Here is a 21,939-nt window from a genome sequence, read left to right as displayed (position 1 = left end):
CGATCCGCGAACGGCCCCCGTGGATACACTTTTGCGGCGACGAATCCGGCGAGTTTCCCGCTGCGCGGCAATCGCGTCGGCTGACGGCTCCGCAGCGGGCCGGCGTGGTGGGGGTGCGGACGGCGCGCGCCGCCCGTCCGCCGGGCGGCGCCGTGCGCGGGGCCAGCGGGGGTGCCATGCGTGGCCGCGCCGTCGAGCGGCGTGGCCACCGGGGCGTACGCCCTCAACCGGCCGATCGCGTGTGCCAGGAACGGCCGATCGCCTTCACCAGCGACGGCGTCACGAAGACCCGCCGGAAGGGCAGGATGAGGGGCATGTACACCTTCCCCAGTCGGCCCTTCGTCTTGACCAGCACCGTCATCTGCGCGTGGTAGCGGCCATCGCCGTCGTCCACCCAACCGATGTGCATCGCCGCGTGCACGGTCTTGTTGACGACCTCCGTCACCCATTCGTCGGAGGTCTGGTAGACCGACTTCAGCGGCACCACCTTCATGTCCGGGCCGCGCGGAACGTCGAGCAGGTCCGCCGGTAGGCGGTCCCGCAGCGAGGGGTTGCGCGGACCGAGGCCGTGTTCGGCCCCGTCCCACTTCAGGACGGCGCCGAGCCGCCACCGGATCGCGAACAGCAGCTTGTACATCGGTGACGGCTTGAAGTCGGATCCGTCGCTGTCGAACTGGTTCACCAGGTGGGCCAGCCCGTCGGGTCCCCCCGGGGTGTCCAGGTCCCAGACGTCTTCGATCTCGAAGTCCTTGATGAACTCGTGGAGCCTCCAGGGCCGTTCGGTGAAAGCGGAGTTCGGGATCCTCATGCAAACCCTCCATCTCGGGTGGAACGGACGCGCACCCGCACGGCGAGCCCGTCGGGTGCGGCGTGTCGCGGGGGCGGTCCGTGTCCCACCCGGGCGCGCCCCCGGGTCCCGGGGGCCTCACCCTGACGGGACGGAGGGCCGCTCCCGCCACTCCCCGGGTGCGGGGACCGTCTGATGACGCCGCCGGGCCGAAACCGGCCGCGCGCGGCGGAGCCAACCTACCGGGGGGCGCCGAGCCGCCGCGAACGCACCTCGGCGTCCGCGCAGTTGGCGCCCCCACGGGCAGCGGTCGGGGCTCAGCCGGCGGCCGACGCCGCCCTCACCTTGCGGGGGCGGAACACCATGCGGGCGCCGCCCTTCGGGATGTTGACGACGGTGCGGCTGTGCGCGAGCTGCGGGGCGGCGTCGGCGCGTTCCACGTCACAGGTGGTCAGGAGCTCGGTCAGGGTGGCCTTCAGCTCCACGAAGGCGATCCGGTCACCCAGGCAGCGGGTGTGGCCGCCGCCGAACGGGATCCAGGTGTGCGAGGCCGGCTTGACGCCGAGGAAGCGCTCGGGCCGGAACTCGTCGGGCTCCGGGTAGTTGTGCTCGTCCCGGTTGAGCAGATAGGCGCTGGCCCACAGCCGGTCACCGGACTCGTAGCGCACGCCGCCTATCTCGATCGGCTTGACCACCTCGCGGGGCACGATCTGCTGGATCGGCGGGCCGAGCCGCAGCACCTCGTTCACCACGGCCGTCAGGTACTCGTCGCTGTCCCCCTCCTCGATCTCCGCGCGCAGCCGCTCGACGACGTGGGGGTGCCGGGTCAGGAACTCCAGCGCCCAGCAGATGGCCGATGCGGTGGTCTCCGTACCGGCGAGGAACTGGGTCATGATCTCGTCGCGCATCTCGATGCGGCTGGGCTTGGAGCCGTCCGCGTTGGTGATGCCCAGCATCACGCCCAGCAGGTCGTCGCCGCTCGCGCCGGACCGGGCACGCTCCTCGATGGCCGTGTCGAGCGTGCGGTAGACCCGTTCACGGCGGGTCAGGAACTCGTTGACGCCGTTGGGCCGGATCAGGCGCAGCAGCTTCACCCGCCAGGGCGGCATCCGGTGGAACATCTTCATCGACGCGGGCCGGGAGTTGAAGTCCAGCATCTTCATCACCTCCTCGAACATCTCGTCCTCGCAGGACGGGCGGTGCTCACCGAAGAGGACCTCAAGGATGACCTTGGTGGTGTAGCGGTGCGCGTGGGGGTGGACCGAGACGACCTGGTTGCGCGGCAAGGACGCGACCGTCTCCTTGGCCAGTTGGGTGACGGCCTGCTCCACGCGCTTCAGGGCGTCGCCACGGAAGCTGGGCATGACGCTGCGGCGGCGCGTGGTGTGTGCGTCCTCGTCCAGCCAGGCGAGGCCGTTCTGCCCGGTCCACTTCTCGATCGGGCCGTTGCTGGAGCCGGTGTGCAGCACGTCCCGGGGCGCGAAGAACATCTGTTTGACGTCCTCCGGCGCGGAGATCACATGGATGCGGATGCCGGGGATGATCGTCACGCGGAACCGGCTGCCGTACTTGGCGCGGCAGCTCTTGAGGAAGGGCTCGGGGCGAGCCCAGATGCTCAGCAGCTGCCGCATCCGCGGCATCTCCACCACGGGCAGCGCCGTGGAGGGCACGACCGTCTGCGGAGCGGGCGCGGAGTGGTCGATCGGGCACTTGCCGCCGGACGCGACCGCCGCGTCGTGAGTGTTGCCGGAGTGGTCCATAGTCCTTGCTTCCTTATCTCGTTGCCGCTTGGGTCACGTGCTCTGGCCTGCCGTCGCCGCTCGTCACTCGCCGATCCAGCCCTCGATGGCCTCCGCGGTGGCGGCGGCGGCCGTCTCGACCAGGGCGAAGTGGTCGGCGGCCACCTCGACGTACTCGTCGGCGGCCTCCCACCGGGGGCCGCCTGGCAGGCCCGCACCGCCGAGTGGTTCGGTCGCGCGGATCATCAGGGTCCGCGCGGAGACCGACTGCTGCCGGGTTCCGGTGAACAGACGCAGATAGGCGCCCGTGGACAGCCAACTGGCGTCGTCGACGGTGACGGGGTGCCGCTCCTGGGTGAGGATCTCCGCCAGCACCGCGGCGAACGCACGGCCCGCCCCGTCCCTGCCGTCCGCCCCGTTCGCGCCGTCCTCGGCCGCTGCGTCGACGTCGACGTCGAGCGCCAGTGTGTCGATCATGACGACCCCGGCCGGTGCGGCACCGGCGTCTTCGAGGTGTTCGGCCAGTGAACGGGCCACCGCCCCGCCCATGGAGTAACCGACCAGGACGAACGGTGCGTCGCCGACGGCCTCGCGGACGGCGTCGCCCAGGACGTCCAGGGCGACCTCCCGGGACGCCGGGGCCACCTCGCTCCCGAAGCCCGGCAGGGCGCAGACGTGCACGTCCCGCACCCCTTCGAAGCGTTGGGCCAGCCGCATGAACTGCTCCTGACCGGAGCCGACCACGTACACGTAGGACGGCACGCAGACGATCTTCACCCGGCCGGGTCCGGAGGCCAGTCGTGCGAGCAGCGCTTCGGCGCCGGGCAGTTCGGCGGCCGAGGAGAAGACCTCGCGGGCGCCCGCCTCGTCGACCAGTCGCCGCAGTGCCTGCGGCAGGGTGCCGGTCTGCACGGCCTGCCGCAGCCGCGGGGTGATCGTCTCCTCGACCGTCGGGGACGCCCCGCTGTCGGCTCCCGAGCCGACCCGCTTGAGCAGTTGGCGGGCGATCTCCGCCGGGGTCGGGTGCTCGAAGACGAACGAGACGGGCAGGCTCATGCCGGTGGCCTGGGCGAGCCGGTTGCGGAGTCCGACCGCGCTCATCGAGTCCATGCCGAGTTCCGCCAGTTTGCGCTCGGTGTCGATCCGGTCGTCGGCCTGGTGACCGAGCACGGCCGCCACCTGTGCGTTGACGAGCTCCAACACGACCTGCTCGCGTTCCGCGTCCAGGACGCCGGCCAGGCGCTGGGCCAGCGACCCACCGCTCGCCGCCCGCTTGGCCGGCAGGCGCACCAGGGCACGCAGCAGGGCCGGCAGGGTCCGCTCGCGGGCCTGTCCCCGCAGCACCGCCAGGTCCAGTCGCACCGGCGCCACCAGCGGGGCGTCCACCGCGAGGGCCTGGTCGAACAGTGCGAGTCCGTCCTCGATGGACAGGGCGACACTGCCGGGGGCCTCGACGCCGCCCGCCCAGGCACCCCAGGCGAGTTGGGTACCGGCGAGCCCGGCGGCGCGGCGTGCCCGCACCAGGGCCGCACCGGCGGCGTCGGCGGCCGGGTCCGTTGCCCCGCCGCCGGCGAGGGACGCGAACGAGGAGAACGTCACGAAGGCGCGGAGCCCGGCGTGCTCGGTCAGCGTGTGCAGTCGCCACAGCAGGTCCAGCGCGGTGGCACCGGGCCGGTCCCCCGTGTGGATGACCGCGCTGAGCGGCCGGTCCAGGGAGTCGAGCACCGTGGCGAGCCCGTCGGAGGCGGGAGCCTCGACGCGCGCCCGGGCACCGAGTGCGGCGAGTTCCGCCACCAACGCGTCCGCGGCGGCCCCGGGTGCGCCGAGCAGCAGCAGTTCCCGCACGCCGTGCTGGACGGCCAGGTGTTTGGCCAGCGAGGCGCCCGCGACCGTGCCGCCGCTGATCAGCACGGTGCCGTCGATGTCCGCCAGCGGCGAGCGATCCGCTGATCCGGCCGGCAGCAGGGCCAACCGGGGCACCAGGGCCCGCCCGGCACGCACGGCGAGCTGCGGTTCGTCGGCGCCGAGCACCGCGGCCCACTCCGGCTGGGCCTCCTCGCCGGTTGCGTCGACGTCCACGACGAGGAACCGGCCCGGGTGCGCGGCCTGCGCCTCCCGCAGCACGCCCCACACCGCGGCCTGCGCCGCATCGGGCACCTCCGTGTCCGTGACCGCGACCGCGCCGCAGGTCGCCACGACGAGCACGGCCCCGCCGGACGGCCCCTGTTCCAGCCAGCGCCGCACCAGGTCGGTCGTCTCGTCGGCCGCGCGCCGTACCGCCTCGGGAGAGTCCCCGACGGGGGTGTCGAGCCGGGTGAGCACGGCCTGCGGGGCCGGCGTGCCGTCGGCGACGGCCCGGCCGAGGTCCGCCAGGTCCGGGTACCGGTCCACCATCACCCCCAGGGCCCCGCCCAGCGCGGCCAACCGCACCGGAGTGGCCGCGCCCAGCGGAACCGGGGTCCAGTCCACGCGGTACAACGAGCTCTGGCCACGGCGGAGTTCTTCGAGGTGGCCCTCGTCGACCTCGTGGAAGGCGATGCGGTCCACCCCGAGGACGAGGGCACCGTCCTCGCCGAAGACGTTCAACCGCAGGGCGTCGCCCTCGGGCTTCACGTGCGCACGGCCCCGACTGGCACCGGTCGCCGCCAACCGCACCCCGGACCAGGTGACCGGAAGCTTCGGCGTCCCCTGCGCGGTGAAGGACAACTGCCCGGTGTGCAGGGCGGACTCGAACAGGGCCGGATGGATGCCGAAGTCCGCGGCACCGACGTCCTCGGGCAGCGCGAGTTCGGCGTACAGCTCGGTGCCGGAGCGCCAGGCCGCGCGTACCCCCTGGAGCGCCGGACCGCAGTCGAGGCCGAGGTCGACCAGTGTGGCGTACAGCCCGTCCACCGGTACCGCTTCGGCCCCGGCGGGCGGCCATGCGCCGGTCCAGCCCGTGGCGGGCGCGGTGTCCGGTGCCAACCAGCCGGTGCAGTGACGGGTCGACTCGGCGTGCTGGTCACCGTCCGGACGTGAGTGCACGGCAACCGACCGGCGGCCGTCCACTCCACGGGCGCCTACGATCGTCTGGATCTGGAGCGCCGCGCCGTCGGGCAGCAGCACCGGCGCCTCGAACATCATGTCGTCGAGCAGCGGCGTCCCGACGGTGCGCCCCGCGGCCAGTGCCAGTTCGACCAGGGTCGTGTGGGGTGCGACGGGGAGACCGAAGGCTGCGTGATCGCGCAGCCACGGCTGGGACTCGTGGGACAGCCGGCCGGTGAGCACCCATTCGTCCCGGTCGGCGAGTTGCATGCCGGCCGTCAACACCGGGTGCTCGACCCGGCCGAGACCGGAGTCCACCGGGTCGCCCGCGGTCGGGCGCGTGCTCGGCCAGTGGCGCTTGCGCTGGAAGGCGTAGGTCGGCAGCGGCACCCGTCGGGCACCGGAGTCGGCGAAGTGGGCCGCCCAGTCGACCTTCACCCCGGCGATGTGCGCCTCGGCGAGGGAGAGCAGGAACCGCTTCAGCCCGCCCTGCTGGCGCCGCAGCGAACCGACCACGGCGACCCGGGCGGCACCGCTGGCGGCGACGGTCTCCTCCATCGCGACGCCCAGCACCGGGTGCGGGGACATCTCCAGGAAGCAGCCGGCGCCGTCGTCCACGAGCGCGCGGATGGCCGGTTCGAAGCCGACCGGGTTGCGGAGGTTGGCATACCAGTAGTCGGCGTCCATGGTCGCGGTGTCGACGAACCCGCCGAGCGCCGTCGAGTACAGGGGAACGTGCCCGCTCCGCGGCTCGACCGGGGCGAACGCCTCCAGCATCTCGGCGCGGGCCACCTCCACGTGCGGTGAGTGCGAGGCGAAGGTGCTGGGAACCCGCTTGGCCCGGGCGCCCTCGCGTTCGCAGTGCTGGACCAGGGCGTCGACCGCTTCCACGTCACCGGCGACGATCACTGCTGACGGGCCGTTCACCGCCGCCACCGACACGCCGTCCCCGTAGGGGGCGATCAGTTGCTCGACCCGCTCCAGCGGCAGGGCGAGCGAGGCCAGCGAGCCCGTGCCCATGAGCCGGTCGCGGGCGATCCGGCTGCGCACCGCGATGATCCGCGCGGCATCCCGCAACGACAACCCACCCGCGACATACGCCGCAGCGATCTCCCCCTGCGAATGCCCCACCACCGCGGACGGTTCGACTCCGTACGAACGCCACACCGCCGCCAGGCCGACCATCACCGCGAACAGCGCGGGCTGCACCACATCCACCCGCTCCAACGACGGCGCACCCTCAACACCCCGCAACACATCCTCAAGCCGCCACTCCACAAACTCCGACAACGCCTCCCCACACACCCCCACCTCAGCAGCGAACACTGGAGACCCGTCCAACAACCCCACCGCCATACCCACCCACTGCGCACCCTGACCCGGGAACACGAACACCGGCTTGGCGGTGCCGACGGGGCGGCCTGCGGCGGTCTGCTCGGTCACGTCACCGACGGCGAAACCGGCGAGTTCGGCGACCAGTTCGTTGCGGTCACCGGCGACGAGCACCGCGTGGTGGTCCAGCGAGGCCCGTGTGGTCAGCTGCGAGTGCCCGAGGTCGAGCACCGACAGGTCCGGGTCCGCCAGCAGGTGCCGCCGCAGCCGTTCGGCCTGGGCGCGCAGGGCGTCCTCGCCGCGCGCGGAGAGCAGCACCGGCGTCACGGGGGCCGGCGTCACGTCCTCGACGGGCGCGGCCGACACCTCGGCGGGTGCCTCCTCGACGATGATGTGGGCGTTGGTGCCGCTCACCCCGAACGAGGACACGCCCGCGCGACGCGGACGGCCGGGGCTGGTCCACTCCCGGGCCTCCGTCAGCAGTTCGACCTCGCCGGACTGCCAGTCGATGTGCGGGGACGGCTCGTCGACGTGCAGGGTCTTCGGCAGGACCCCGTTCCGCATCGCCATCACCATCTTGATCACGCCGGCGACACCGGCGGCCCCGGAGGTGTGGCCGATGTTCGACTTGATCGACCCCAACCACAGCGGGTCGCCGCCGGCCCGCTCACGGCCGTACGTCGCCAGCAGGGCGTGCGCCTCGATCGGGTCGCCGAGGACGGTACCGGTGCCGTGGCCCTCGACCACGTCCACCTCGGAGGGGGACAGTCCCGCGTTGGCCAGCGCCTGTTGGATGACCCGCTCCTGGGCCGGACCGTTCGGCGCGGTCAGGCCGTTGCTCGCACCGTCCTGGTTGATCGCCGTGCTCCGGATCAGCCCCAGGATGCGCCGCCCGTTGCGCTGCGCGTCGGACAGTCGCTCCAGCGCCACCAGGCCCAGACCGTCGGAGAAGCCCGTTCCGTCGGCGGACGCCGCGTAGGCGCGGCAGCGGCCGTCCGGGGAGTTCGCTCCCTGCCGGCTGAACTCGGTCATCGTGATCGGTGTCGTCATGAACGTCACCCCGCCCGCCAACGCGAGTGAGCACTCGCCGTTGCGGAGCGCCTGCGCCGCCTGGTGCAACGCCACCCCGGAGGAGGAGCAGGCGGTCTCCATCGACACCGCGGGACCCTCCAGCCCGAGGGTGTAGGCGATGCGGCCGGAGGCGACGCTCGTCATGGTGCCGAGGACGCGGTAGCCCTCGTACTCACTGGGTACGAGGATGCCGTAGTCGGAGCCGGTGATGCCGAGGAAGACGCCGGTGTCGGTGCCGCGCAGGGACGTCGGGTCGATCGAGGCGTGTTCCAGGGTCTCCCAGGAGGTCTCCAGCAACAGTCGCTGCTGGGGGTCCATCGCCACGGCCTCGCGGGGGCTGATCCCGAAGAACTCGGCGTCGAAGTCGCCCATGCCAGTGAGGAAGCCCCCGCCGCGGGCGTACGTGGTGCCGATCTGCTCGCGGTCCGGGCTGTACAGCCGTTCCACGTCCCAGCCCCGGTCGGTGGGCATCGGGCCGATCACGTCCCGGCCCTCGACCACGAGGTCCCACAGGTCCTCCGCGGAGGTGACGCCCCCGGGGTAGCGGCAACCGATACCGATGATCGCCAACGGTTCGTCCACCGCGCCGACCCGCTTCTGCGCGGGCGGCGGTGCGGCAGTCGTCGTTCCGTCGACCTGCGAGAGCAGCAACCGGGTCACGGCCACCGGTGTCGGATGGTCGAACACCACGGTGGCGGGCAGCGGGACTCCGGTGCTCTGGGAGAGCCGGTTGCGCAGTTCGACCGCGCTGACGGAGTCGAAGCCGATCTCCTTGAAGGCGCGCTCGCTGTCCACCTCGTCGGCGGAGGTGTGGCCGAGCACCGAGGCGACCTGCGCCCGCACCAGTTCCAGCACCACCTGTTCCCGGTCGGCCTCCGGCACCTGGGCCAGGCGGCGCGCCAGGGTGCCGCCGGAGGCCGCGCGTCGGACGGGCACCCGCACGAGTCCGCGCAGCACCGCGGGCAGCAGTCCGGCCCGGGCCTGTTCCCGCAGGACGGCCGGGTCCAGTTCCACCGGGGCCAGCAGCACCTCATCCGCGGCGACACCGCGGTCGAACAGTTCAAGACCGAGTTCGGTGGGCAGCGGAAGGATTCCGGCCTGGGCGACGAGAGCGGCATCGGCCGTGCCGAGTTCGGGCGTGCCGGGCCCGTCGGCCCAGAAACCCCAGGCGAGCACGGTGCCGGGCTGACCAGCCGATCGGCGGACGCCCGCCAGAGCGGCCAGCGCGGCGTCCGCCGCGGAGGCGGCGGCCTGACCGGGGATGCCGACCAGACCCGCGAAGGAGGAGAACAGGACGAACGCGGAGAGGTCCGCGTCCGCCGTCAACTCGTGCAGGTGCCACGCCGTGTCGACCGTGGCGCGCAGCACCGTCCCCAACCGCTCGTCGGACAGGATCTCGATCAGCCCCGCGTCGGGCACCCCCGCGGCATGCACGACCGCGGTCAAGGGAAGTTCCAAGGACGCGACCAGAGCGGCGAGTTGCTTGCGGTCGGTGACGTCACAGGGCACGACCCGCACCTGCGCGTCCAGGGACGCCAGATCGGCGCAGACCCTGTCGACCTGCTCCGGGGCAGCGGCCAGCACCAGGTGACGGGCGCCGTGGTGGGTGACCAGGCGCTCGACGAACAGGGCGCCGAGACCGCCGGTGACCAGCACGGTTCCGTCCGGGTCGACGGGCTCCGGTCGGCTCGCCGGCCCGCCGGGGACCCTGGCCAATCGCGGAGCCAGCACCTTGCCGTCGCGCACGGCGAGCTGGGGCTCGTCGAGCGCGAGCAGCGCGCCCCACTCCCCGGCCCCGTCGGCCGCTCCGTCCGCGTCCACGACGAGGAAGCGGCCGGGGTGCTCGGACTGCGCGGCGCGCACCACGCCCCACACCGCGGCCTGCGCGGCACGGGGCACCTCGTCCCCGATCGTCACCGCGCCTTCGGTGAGGACGACGAGTACGGCCTCGTCCACTCCGTCGGCGGCGAGCCACTGCCGCAGCAGCGCCACGGTCCGTTCCGCGGCGTCGTGCACCGCCTCGGCCGTCTGCCCCTCAGGGGTGTCGATCACGGCGAGGACCGCCTGCGGGACGGGTGCGCCGTCGGCGACGGCGGTGAGCAGCGAGGCCAGTTCGGGGTGCCCGTCGGCCACTCCCGCGATCTCTCCCAGTGCGGCCGTCCGTACCGGTGCGGCCGTACCGACCGACACGGGGGCCCAGTCCAGACGGAACAACGGGTGCTGTCCGCGCCGTAGTTGGCCGAGCCTGGCCGGGTCGGCAGCCCGTACGACGATCCGGTCGACGTGGGCGACGGGCGCGTCCTCGGCGTCGAAGACGTCGAGGCGCAGTGCGTCGTCACCGACCGCGACGATGCGCACCCGCGCCTGGGAAACCTTCTCGCCCGCGACCCGCACGCCTGACCAGGACACCGCGGACGGGGCGCCGTCCGCCGCGGACCGGGGGGCCGCGTGGAGCGAGGACTCCAGCAGGGCCGGGTGGAGCGCGAACCCGCCGGCATCGGTTCCGTCGGGCAGCGCGAGGTCGGCGTACACCTCACCTTCCCGGGTCCAGGCCGACTGCACGCACTGGAGCAACTGACCGCAGTCCAGACCCTGTTCGGCCAGTGTGGTGTACAGCCCTTCCACCGACAGCGGCTCGGCTCCGGCGGGCGGCCACTGGCCGGTCCGGGTCGACAGCGGCGCCGCCTCGGGGGCGATCCGACCCCGGGCGTGGCGGACGGTCCCGGTGGACTGTTCCTCGCCGGTGTCCGGCCGTGAGTACACCGCCACCTCACGGCGGCCGGCGGCGTCGGCCGGGCCGACCGTGACCTGCACGCGTACGGCATCGTCGGTGAGGACCACCGGCGCGTCGAGGTCCAACTCCTCCAGCAGTTCGCAGCCGACGTGCCGGGCCGCGGACAGGACCAACTCCGCCAGCGCGGCACCCGGGAGGGTGACCGTGCCGAACAGGGCGTGGTCACGGGTCCACGGCTGTCCCTGGTGGGAAACACGGCCGGTGAAGACCCACTCGTCGCGGTCACCGACCTGCACGGCCGCCGCCAACACGGGGTGCTCGACGCGGCCGAGGCCGGCCGCGGAGGCATCGGCGAAACCGGTGGAGTCCAACCAGTAGCGCTTGTGCTGGAAGGCGTAGGTCGGCAGGGCGACCCGCCGGGCACCGGAGTCGGCGAAGTGGGCGGCCCAGTCGACCTTCACCCCGGCGGCATGTGCCTGGCCGAGCGAGAGGAGGAAGCGTTCCAGGCCGCCCTCGTCACGGCGCAGGGAGCCCACCACAGCGGCCCGGTTGACCTGGCCGTGGTCGGCAACGGTCTGCTCCACCGCCATGGTGAGCACGGGGTGGGGGGACATCTCCAGGAAACAACCCGTGCCCTTGTCGACGAGCGCACGGATCGCCGGCTCGAAACCGACCGGGTTCCGCAGATTCCGATACCAGTACCCGGCATCCATCGACATGGTGTCCAAGAACTCACCCGACACCGTCGAATAGAACGGAACCCGCCCCCTCAACGGCACCACCGGCGCAAGCGCCTCCCGCAACTCCCCCTCAAGCACCTCCACCTGCACCGAATGCGACGCGTAATCCACCTTCACCCGCCGAGCCCGAACATCCTCCCGTTCACACGTCGCCAGCAGCTCGTCCAGGGCATCCGGCTCCCCCGCGACCACCACCGACGAAGGGCCGTTCACCGTCGCCACCGACACCCGACCCGCATACGGAGCAATCAACTCCCCAGCCCGCTCCGCCCCCACCGCAACCGACATCATCCCGCCGAGCCCAGCCAACCGATCACGCACCAACTGACTGCGCACCGCCACGATCCGCGCAGCATCCCGCAACGACAACCCACCCGCCACATACGCCGCAGCAATCTCCCCCTGCGAATGCCCCACCACCGCGAACGGCTCCACACCGTACGAACGCCACACCGCCGCCAGGCCGACCATCACCGCGAACAAGGCGGGCTGCACCACATCCACGCGCTCCAACGACGGCGCACCCTCAACGCCCCGCAAGACGTCCTCAAGCCGCCACTCCACGAACTCCGACAACGCCTCCCCACACGCCCCCACCTCAGCAGCGAACACCGAAGACGCATCCAACAACCCCACCGCCATACCCACCCACTGCGCACCCTGACCCGGGAACACGAACACCGGCTTGGCTCCGGGTGCGGCGCGGCCCTCGACGACGAGGGGCGACGGCTCGCCGACGGACAACGCGGTCAGGGCGGAGAGCAGTTGGTCTCGATCGGCGGCGGCCACGACACCACGGTGCTCCAGGTGGGCCCGGGTGGTCGCCGCCGAGAGACCGAGGTCCGCCAGGGACAGTTCGGGCCGGGCGAGTGCGTGCGCGCGGATGCGCTCGGCCTGGGCGCGCATCGCGGTCGCGGTCCGGCCGGACACCGTCACGGGCACGACCCGCACCGGGCGCGGCTGCGCGGGGTCGTCGGCGACGGGCTCCTCGGCGGGGGCCTCTTCCAGAATGATGTGCGCGTTGGTGCCGCTCACCCCGAACGACGACACCGCGGCGCGGCGAGGCCTGTCCCCCACCGGCCAGGGCCGCGCCTCGGTCAACAACTCCACGCCGCCGGCCTCCCAGTCGATGTGCGGGGAGGGTTCGTCGACGTGGAGGGTCTGCGGCAGCACCTCGTGCCGCATCGCCATCACCATCTTGATCACCCCGGCCACGCCCGCGGCCAGCGAGGTGTGACCGATGTTCGACTTGATCGACCCCAACCACACCGGGTCACCGGCACGCTCGCGGCCGTACGTCGCCAGCAGGGCCTGGGCTTCGATCGGGTCGCCGAGGACCGTGCCGGTGCCGTGGCCCTCTACCGCGTCCACATCGGACGGGGACAGGCCCGCACTGCTCAACGCCTGGCGGATGACCCGCTCCTGCGAGGGGCCGTTCGGTGCGGTCAGGCCGTTGCTCGCACCGTCCTGGTTGATCGCCGTGCCGCGGATCAGCCCGAGGATGCGCCGCCCGTTGCGCTTCGCGTCGGACAGCCGCTCCAGCACCACCAGACCCAGACCGTCGGAGAAGCCCGTTCCGTCGGCGGACGCCGCGTACGCACGGCACCGTCCGTCCGGCGACACCGCCTGCTGACGGCTGAACTCGGACAGCAGGAACGGGCCGGACATGACGGTCACACCGCCGACGAGGGCCATGGAGCACTCCCCGGCGCGCAGGGCCTGGGCGGCCATGTGCAGGGCGACCGCGGAGGAGGAACAGGCCGTGTCGACGGAGACCGCGGGCCCTTCCAAGCCGAACACGTAGGAGATCCGGCCGGAGGAGACGCTGGCCGCGCCACCGGTCAGCTGGAAGCCCTCGATGTGCGGCAGGCTGCCCGCGGGCACCGAGCAGTAGTCGCTGGTGCCCACGCCGCAGAAGACACCCGTGTCGCTGCCGCGCAGCGAGGTCGGGTCGATTCCCGCGTGCTCGAACGCCTCCCACGAGGCTTCCAGCAGCAGACGCTGCTGCGGGTCCATCGCCAGGGCCTCGCGCGGACTGATCCCGAAGAACTCCGCGTCGAACTCGGCTATCCGGTCGAGGAAACCACCACCGCTGGTGGACAGGGCGCCGGGCCGGCTCAGACTCGGGTCGTAGAGCCGTTCCAGGTCCCAATCACGGTCGGCCGGCAGCGCGGTGATCGCGTCACGCCCCGACGCCACCAGCTCCCACAACTCGTCGGGGGAGGTGACGCCCCCAGGGTAGCGGCAGCTCATGCCGACGATGGCCAGCGGCTCACCGGCCTGGGCAAGGAGCCGCTTGTTCAGCTGACGGAGCCGGTCGGTCTCCTTGAGGGACTTCCGGAGCGCCTCGACGAGCTGGTTCTGGTCGGTGGCCATGTCTATTCCTTCTTCTCCAAGCTCGTTGCGGCGACGACTTCCTCAGCCGAGGTCATGCGAGGTCCTCTTGGGCCATCCGGATCAGGGCTTCCGCGTCCATGTCGTCGAACGAAGCGGTGTCCCCGTCCTCGACGGGTGCCTCCGCCAGATCGCTGTCGGCCAGTTCGCGCAGGGGGCCGAGGAGGCCAGCCTTGCGCAGCCGGTCGATGGGGATCGACGCGAGCAGGGCACGGATCTCGTCCTCCTCCGACCGGGGCTTGCCGGCGGCGTCGGGAGCGATCTCCGCCAGCAGGTGCCGGGCCACGGCCGCCGGGGACGGGTGGTCGAACACGACGGTGGCGGGCAGGCGCACACCGGTGGCCCGCGTGAGCCGGTTCCGCAGTTCGACAGCGCTCAGCGAGTCGAAACCGAGGTCCTTGAACGCCCGCTCGGGGTCCACGGACACCGCCGAGGAGTGTCCGAGGACGGACGCCACCTGGGACTGGACCAGTTCGAGCACGATCCGTTCCCGGTCCGCTTCCGACTCACCGGCCAGCCGCTGGAGCAGGACGGCCGCGTTCGCCTCGCCCGCACGGGCGGGCATCTTGACCAGTCCGCGCAGCAACGGCGGAAGCATCCCCGCCCTGGCCTGCGCACGCAGTGCCGCGGTCTCCAGCAGGACCGGAGCCACCACGGCCGCGTCCAGGTCCAGCGACCGGTCGAACAGGGCGGGCCCGGTCTCGGGGGTGAGCGCGGTCATGCCCATGCGCTCCAGCCGGGCGAGGTCCGCCTCGTCCAGTTGTGCCGCCATGCCCGCGGTGTCCGACCACAACCCCCACGCGAGGGAGGTGGCGGGCAGTCCCGCGGCGCGGCGGGTCGCAGCGAGCGCGTCCAACGCCGCGTTCGCCGCGGCGTAGTTGCCCTGACCCGGGCTCCCCGTCAGCGCCGCCACCGACGAGAACACGATGAACGCGGACAGGTCCGCGTCGGCAGTCAGTTCGTGGAGGTGCCAGGCCGCATCGACCTTCGGACGCATCACACGGTCGATCTGGTCGCTGGTCAATGACTCCACGACACCGTCGTCCAACACACCCGCCGTATGCACGACCCCGGTCAACGGGCGCTCCACCGCAGCAAGTACCGCGGCCAGCTGCTCACGGTCGGACACATCACAGGCCACCACCCGAGCCGCACAACCCAAGGCATCAAGTTCCGCGACCAGCTCCGCAGCACCCTCAGCCGCAGGACCACTACGGCTCAACAGCAGAAGGTCACGCACACCATGCGAGGCGGCCAGGTGACGGGCGAACACCGCACCCAAACCACCCGTACCACCCGTGACCACCACCGTCCCCTCCGGGCCGAGCGGCGACGGAACGGTCAGCACCACCTTGCCGACGTTGAGGCCCTCCCTCAGGTAGCGCAACGCCTCACGACCCTGGCGAACGTCCCAGGTCCGGATCGGTGCGAACCTCAGTACGCCCTTCTGGAACAGGGCCACGACCTCGGACAGCAGCTCGCCCAGCCGCTGGGGACCCGCTTCCCACAGATCGAACGCGCGGTACGCCACGCCCGCGGGCCGCGCCGCGATCGCCTCGGCGTCCCGGACGTCGGCCTTGCCCATCTCCACGAACCGGCCACCACGCGGCAGCAGGTCCAACGAGGCATCAACGAACTCGCCCGCCAGGGAGTTCAGCACCACGTCCACCCCGGCGCCCTGCGTGACCTCCAGGAAGGCGTCCCGGAACCCCGGCTCCCGCGAGGAGGCGATGTGGTCGGCGGGGACGCCCGAGGCCCGCACCACGTCCCACTTGGACGGGCTGGCCGTAGCGAACACCTCCGCGCCGAGGTGCTGCGCGATCTGCACCGCGGCCGTCCCCACGCCACCGGCAGCGGCCTGCACGAGGACCCGTTCCCCCGCGCTCAGCCCGGCGAGGTCCACGAGGCCGTAGTAGGCAGTCGCGTACGCCACCGGAACCGAGGCCGCCTGGGCGTACGTCCAGCCTTCCGGCATCCGGGCGACCAGGGTCCGGTGCGCCACGGCCACCGGGCCGAAGGACTCCATCACGATTCCGAAGACCCGGTCGCCCGGCGCGACATCGGTGACGGCCGAGCCGACCTCCAGCACGACACCGGACGCCTCCGCGCCCAAGGGCACGTCATCGGGGTAGAGGCCGAGCGCGATCAGAACGTCGCGGAAGTTCACCCCCGCAGCACGAACCGTGATGCGGACCTCGTCGGCAGCGAGCGGCCGACGGGCATCGGAGGACACGATCTCGACGTCCTCAAGCGAACCCTTGCGCGTGGCCGACAGGTGCCACGCGTCGTCGGCGGGTGCGGCGGCCGCCCTCAGCCGCGGCGCGAACACCTGCTCCCCGCGCACGGCGATCTGCGGTTCGTCGCCGTCGAGCAGCGCACCCCAGTCCGGCTCCTCGCCGTCCAGGTCGACAAGGAGGAACCGGCCCGGATGCTCGGACTGCGCACTCCGCAACAGACCCCAGACCGCGGCCTGGGCGACGTCAGGGACCTCGTCCCCCACGGCCACCGCTCCTCGGGTCACCACGACCAGCCGGGCGTCACCACCCAGCCGCTCACTGGTCAGCCAGCGCTGCACCAGGTCCAGGGCCCCGGCGGTCGCCGCCCTGGCCGCCCCGGCCGGGTCGCCGTTCGGGACCTCGACACCGGCCAGGACCAGATGCGGCACCGGGCCACCGTCAGCAAGGCTCCGTTCCCATGCGTCCAGGTCCGGGAACCGCTCGCCCGTGACGGCGGCTCCCCCCAGCACCGCAGCTCGGACGGGCTCACCCACGCCCACGGCGATCGGGTCCCAGCCCAGCTCGTACACCGACTGTCGCCCACGGCGTCGCAACCGCTCCAACTGGGCCGGGTCGACCGGACGCAGATCCAGCCGCTCCAGGCTCAGCACCGGTTCGCCGTGTTCGCTCACGACGTCGAGACGGAAGGCCGTGTCGTCGACCTGGCGCATGCGGATGCGGACCCGGGACAGCCCCTGCCGCCCGATGCGGACCCCGGACCACGAGAAGGGGAGGACAGCCGTGTCCCTCGGTCCGCCCCGCGGCAAGCCCGAGTGCAGGGAGGCGTCGAAGAGTGCCGGATGCACGCCGAAACCGTCTCCGCTGTGGTCGTCGGGGAGGACAACCTCGGCGTACGAGTCGCCGTCGACCTTCCACGCCGTACGCACGCCCTGGAAGGCGGGTCCGTAGTCGAAGCCCAGCCCGGCCATGCCCGCGTACAGCTCGTCCGCCGTCATGACCTCACCTCCGGCGGGGGGCCAGACGACCGGGGTCCAGGACTCCACGGGCGTCGTGTCTTCCGCGGCCAGCCATCCACGTGCGTGGCAGGTCATCTCCTTGCCCTGATCACCGTCCCCGCTGACCTCGGTGTCATCGCCGGTGCCGGGTTCGGGGCGGGCGAAGACCGCAACCTCACGTCGGCCGTCCTCGACAGCACCCACCGTCACCCGCAGCTGGACCGCCTCGCCGTCCTCCAACAGGAGAGGCGCTTCCATCACGAGTTCGTCCAGCACCGGGGCACCAACGCGACGGCCGGCGACCGTCACCAGTTCCACCCACGCAGTGCCGGGCACGATGACCAAGCCCAACACCACGTGATCCCGCACCCACGGCTGCGACTCAGCAGAGAACCGCCCCGTAAACACCCACTCGTCACGATCACCCACCTGCACCGCCGCCGCCAACACCGGATGCTCCACCCGATCCAGGCCGGCCGCCGACACATCACCCGCACCCACCGACGGCATCAACCAGTAGTTCTCCCGTTGGAAGGCATAGGTGGGGAGGTCGATGCGTTGGGCGTCGGTGTCGGCGTAGAAGGTGTCCCAGTCCACTGCGATGCCGGCTGCGTAGGCGTGGCCGAGGAATCCGGCGAACGCTTCCGTCTCGTTCTGCTTCCTCCGTAGGGCCGGGAGGAACACGGCGTCGGTGTGCTCGGTCTCGGTGTCGAGGCACTGGCGAGCCATCGCGGTCAGGACCGCGTCCGGTCCCAGCTCCAGGAAGCGGCGCACGTCCTGGTCCCACAGGGTGCGGACCCCGTCAGCGAAACGCACAGCCCCGCGTACGTGGCGGACCCAGTACTCGGCGTCGAACGCCTCAACTACCTTGCCCGTGACGTTCGAGACCACCGGGGTCTGCGGCGCCGCGTACTCCAGGCGCTCCGCAACCGCTCGGAACTCCTCCAGCATCGGTTCCATCCGCGGGGAATGAAACGCGTGGGACACCCGAAGCCGGGTCGTCTTCCTGCCCTCCCACTGCTTGAGCCACTCCTCCGCCGCATCCTCGTCACCGGACACGACCACCGAAGTCGGACCGTTCACCGCCGCCACTTCGAGACGGCCCTCGAACCCCGCCAACGACTCCGCCACTTCGGGCTCGCTCGCCTGGACCGCGACCATCACCCCGCCCGCAGGCAACCCACCCATCAAACGGCCGCGCGCCACCACCAGCTCTGAGGCGTCCGCCAACGAGAGCACCCCCGCCACATGCGCGGCAGCGATCTCCCCGACCGAATGGCCGATCAAGAAGTCCGCGCGCAGTCCAAGCGACTCCGCCAGGCGATACAGCGCGACCTCGACCGCGAACAACACCACCTGCGTGAACTCCGTCGAATCCAACACCCCACCATCGGAGGCCAGGAGTTCCCGGACCGGGCGGCCCAACCGCGGGTCGAGTTCCGCACACACTTCACGCAATGCGTGGTCGAAGGCAGGGAACTCCGCCGCCAAACCAAGCCCCATACTCACACGCTGAGAACCCTGCCCCGTAAACAAGAACGCCGACTTCCCGGCTACGGCGCTTTCCGCTTCGCCCGTGGATATGTCGGCCAGGCGCGCCAGCAACTCATCACGGCCACCGGCAACCACCACCACCGCACGCCGCTCCAGCAGTGCGCGCGAACCCACCAACGAATGCGCGGCATCCAAAGCAGATACCTCGGGCCGCTCAATCACGAACGAACGCAACCGGTCCGCTTGGGCACGCAACGCAGCATCGGAACGACCCGACACCACCACCGGAACCGCCGACAAGCCCGCACCGCCCGACGACGTGCCCTCCGACGCAGCCGCATCCTCAACCGGCGCTTCTTCAACGATGATGTGCGCGTTCGTCCCACTCACGCCGAACGACGACACACCCGCACGACGCGGACGATCCCCCACCGGCCACGCACGCGCCTCCGTCAACAGCCGAACGTCACCCGACGCCCAATCCACGTGCGGCGACGGCTCGTCCACGTGCAACGTCGACGGCAACACCTCATGGCGCATGGCCATCACCATCTTGATCACACCCGCCACACCAGCCGCAGCAGACGTATGACCAATGTTCGACTTGATCGACCCCAACCACAACGGATCACCAGAACGCTCGCGACCGTACGTCGCCAACAGCGCCTGCGCCTCGATCGGGTCACCCAACTTCGTCCCCGTACCGTGGCCCTCAACCGCGTCCACATCGGAGAGGCGCAGCCCCCCGGCGTTCTCCAGGGCACGCCGGATGACCCGTTCCTGCGAGGGGCCGTTCGGTGCGGTCAGGCCGTTGCTCGCACCGTCCTGGTTGATCGCCGTGCCGCGGATCAGCCCGAGGATGCGCCGCCCGTTGCGCTTCGCGTCGGACAGCCGCTCCAGCACCACCAGACCCAGACCGTCGGCGAACCCAGTTCCGTCGGCGGACGCCGCGTACGCACGGCACCGCCCGTCCGTCGAAAGACCCCGCTGCCGGCTGAACTCGCGCAGCATGAACGGACCGGGCATGAGGGCGACGCCACCAGCGAGGGCAAGCGAGCACTCACCCGACCGAAGCGCCTGGGCAGCCAAGTGCAGGGCGACAGCCGAGGAGGAACATGCAGTGTCCACCGACGCTGCCGGGCCCTCGAGCCCGAACAGGTACGAGATGCGGCCGGACGAAACGCTCGCCGAGCCGCCGGTGAGTTGGAACCCCTCCACCTGAGGCAGGCTGCCTTCAGGGGCCACGCTGTAGTCAGTGACACCGAGCCCGCAGTAGACGCCCGTGTCGCTGCCGCGCAGCGAGGTCGGGTCGATGCTCGCGTGCTCGAACGCCTCCCACGAGGCTTCCAGCAGCAGACGCTGCTGCGGGTCCATGGCCAAGGCCTCACGCGGACTGATCCCGAAGAACTCCGCGTCGAACTCCCCTATGCCCGCCAGGAATCCGCCGCCCCGGGCGTAGACCTTGCCGGTCTGGTCGGGGTCGGGGTCGTAGAGCCGCTCCAGGTCCCAGCCGCGGTCGGTGGGAAGTCCACTGATGGCGTCCCGTCCCGATGCCACCAGCTCCCACAGACCCTCGGGCGACGTCACCCCGCCCGGGTACCGGCAGCTCATCCCGATGATCGCCAAAGGCTCGGTCGCGCGGGCCTCGACCTCTTCGAGCTGCGCCCTCGTCTCGTTGAGTTCGACCGCGACCTTCTTCAGGTAGCGGACGAGCTTCTCCTGCTGATCGATGTTCTCCGTCATCCCTGTGCCCCTACTCACGCTTCGCCCAAATCCACATCGATCATCTGGAAGATCTCTTCTGCGGTCGTGGCCGCTTCGATCCGCTCTCTGGCGCTCTGCTTCTTGTCGTTCTGAGCAGCGTCGCCCGCTCCGGCGCTGATGCTCGACAGCAAGGTGCGCAGCCGCTTCGCCACCCGCTGTTGCTCGTCCGCGGAACTCGCCACGAGCATGTCCTCCAGCTTCCTGACCTCTTGGTCGATGAGGGGCTCGGCCGGCTCGCCACCCCCGATCTCCGACAGCAACAGCTCGGCGACCGCCGCCGGTGTCGGGTGGTCGAAGACGAGGGTGGCGGGCAGGCGCACGCCGGTGGCCTGGGTGAGCCGGTTGCGCAGTTCGACCGCGCTCAGCGAGTCGAAGCCGAGGTCCTTGAACGCCCGCTCCGGTTCGATGGACGAAGCCGAGGAGTGAGCGAGCACCGCCGCCACCTGGGTCTGTACGAGTTCGAGCACGATCTGCTCGCGCTCTGCCTCCGGCACACCGGCAAGCCTCTGGACCAGACCGCCAGCGCTGGTGTCCACCACCTGGGCAGGGACCTTGACCAGCCCGCGCAACAGCGGCGGGAGCATCCCGGCCTTGGCCTGCGCTCGCAGCGCCGCCGTCTCCAGCAGGACCGGAGCCACCACGGCGGCGTCCACTTCGAGAGCCTCGTCGAACAGCGCCGGACCGGTTTCGGCGGTGAGCGCACTCATGCCCATCCGTTCCAGACGGGCGAGCTCGGCCTCGCCCAACCGCGCGCCCATGCCCGCGGTGTCCGACCACAGGCCCCACGCGAGGGAGGTGGCGGGCAGTCCCGCAGCGCGGCGGGTCGCAGCGAGCGCGTCCAACGCCGCGTTCGCCGCGGCGTAGTTGCCCTGACCCGGGCTCCCCATCAACGCCGCCACCGACGAGAACACGATGAACGCGGACAGGTCCGCGTCGGCCGTCAGTTCGTGGAGGTGCCAGGCCGCATCGACCTTCGGACGCATCACACGGTCGATCTGCTCGCTGGTCAATGACTCCACGACACCGTCGTCCAACACACCCGCCGTATGCACGACCCCCGTCAACGGGCGCTCCGCCGCAGCAAGTACCGCGGCTAGCTGCTCGCGGTCGGACACGTCGCAGGCCACGACCCGAGCCGCACAACCCAAGGCATCAAGTTCCGCGACCAGCTCCGCAGCACCCTCAGCCGCAGGACCACGCCGGCTCAGCAGCAGAAGGTCACGCACCTCGTGCGAGGCGGCGAGGTGACGGGCGAAGATCGCACCCAAGCCACCCGTACCACCGGTGACCACGACCGTCCCCTCCGGATCGAAGGACCGAACGACCGCGTCCGACGCTCCAGCAGTCGAACGGATCAAGCGCGGCGCCAACAACCGACCGCCACGCACCGCGAGCTGCGGCTCGTCCGAACTCAGCAGCGCACCCCAGTCCGGCTCCTGGTCACCCTCCACATCCACCAGAACGAACCGACCCGGATGCTCCGACTGCGCACTCCGCAACAAACCCCACACCGCAGCCTGCGCCACATCCGCAACCTCACCCTGAACCGATACCGCACCCCGAGTCACCACCACCAACCGCGACCCACCCAACACCTCACACGCCAACCACTCCCGCACCACCGACAA

The 21,939-nt window shown here is 71.4% G+C and carries 4 protein-coding genes and 1 pseudogene; all 5 read right to left on the bottom strand.

All coding sequences use genetic code 11. The features are described 5' to 3' along the window. Window positions 1-223: 223 nt before the first annotated feature. Window positions 224-808: a DUF2867 domain-containing protein gene (locus ACFV88_RS18510; protein WP_385492419.1), complete on the bottom strand. Its 585-nt coding sequence runs from the start codon at window positions 806-808 to the stop codon at window positions 224-226. Between the two features lie 296 nt (window positions 809-1,104). Then, entirely contained in the window at window positions 1,105-2,547 is a 1,443-nt protein-coding gene (locus tag ACFV88_RS18505; protein WP_385492417.1) for a cytochrome P450, read from the bottom strand. Between the two features lie 63 nt (window positions 2,548-2,610). Beyond that, window positions 2,611-13,788: pseudogene (locus ACFV88_RS18500) on the bottom strand (SDR family NAD(P)-dependent oxidoreductase); the annotation flags it as partial. 67 nt (window positions 13,789-13,855) lie between these two features. Continuing rightward, complete coding sequence (locus ACFV88_RS18495) at window positions 13,856-20,290, bottom strand: SDR family NAD(P)-dependent oxidoreductase (RefSeq protein WP_385492415.1); 6,435 nt, start codon at window positions 20,288-20,290, stop codon at window positions 13,856-13,858. 14 nt (window positions 20,291-20,304) lie between these two features. After that, the coding region (locus tag ACFV88_RS18490) for an SDR family NAD(P)-dependent oxidoreductase (protein WP_385492413.1) at window positions 20,305-21,939 on the bottom strand (1,635 nt) is incomplete at its 5' end.

The organism is Streptomyces sp. NPDC059816, assembly GCF_042732055.1.
Lineage (GTDB): Bacteria > Actinomycetota > Actinomycetes > Streptomycetales > Streptomycetaceae > Streptomyces.
The sequence above is the reverse complement of the archived record's forward strand: the minus strand, read 5'-3'. Positions and strand labels throughout refer to the sequence as shown.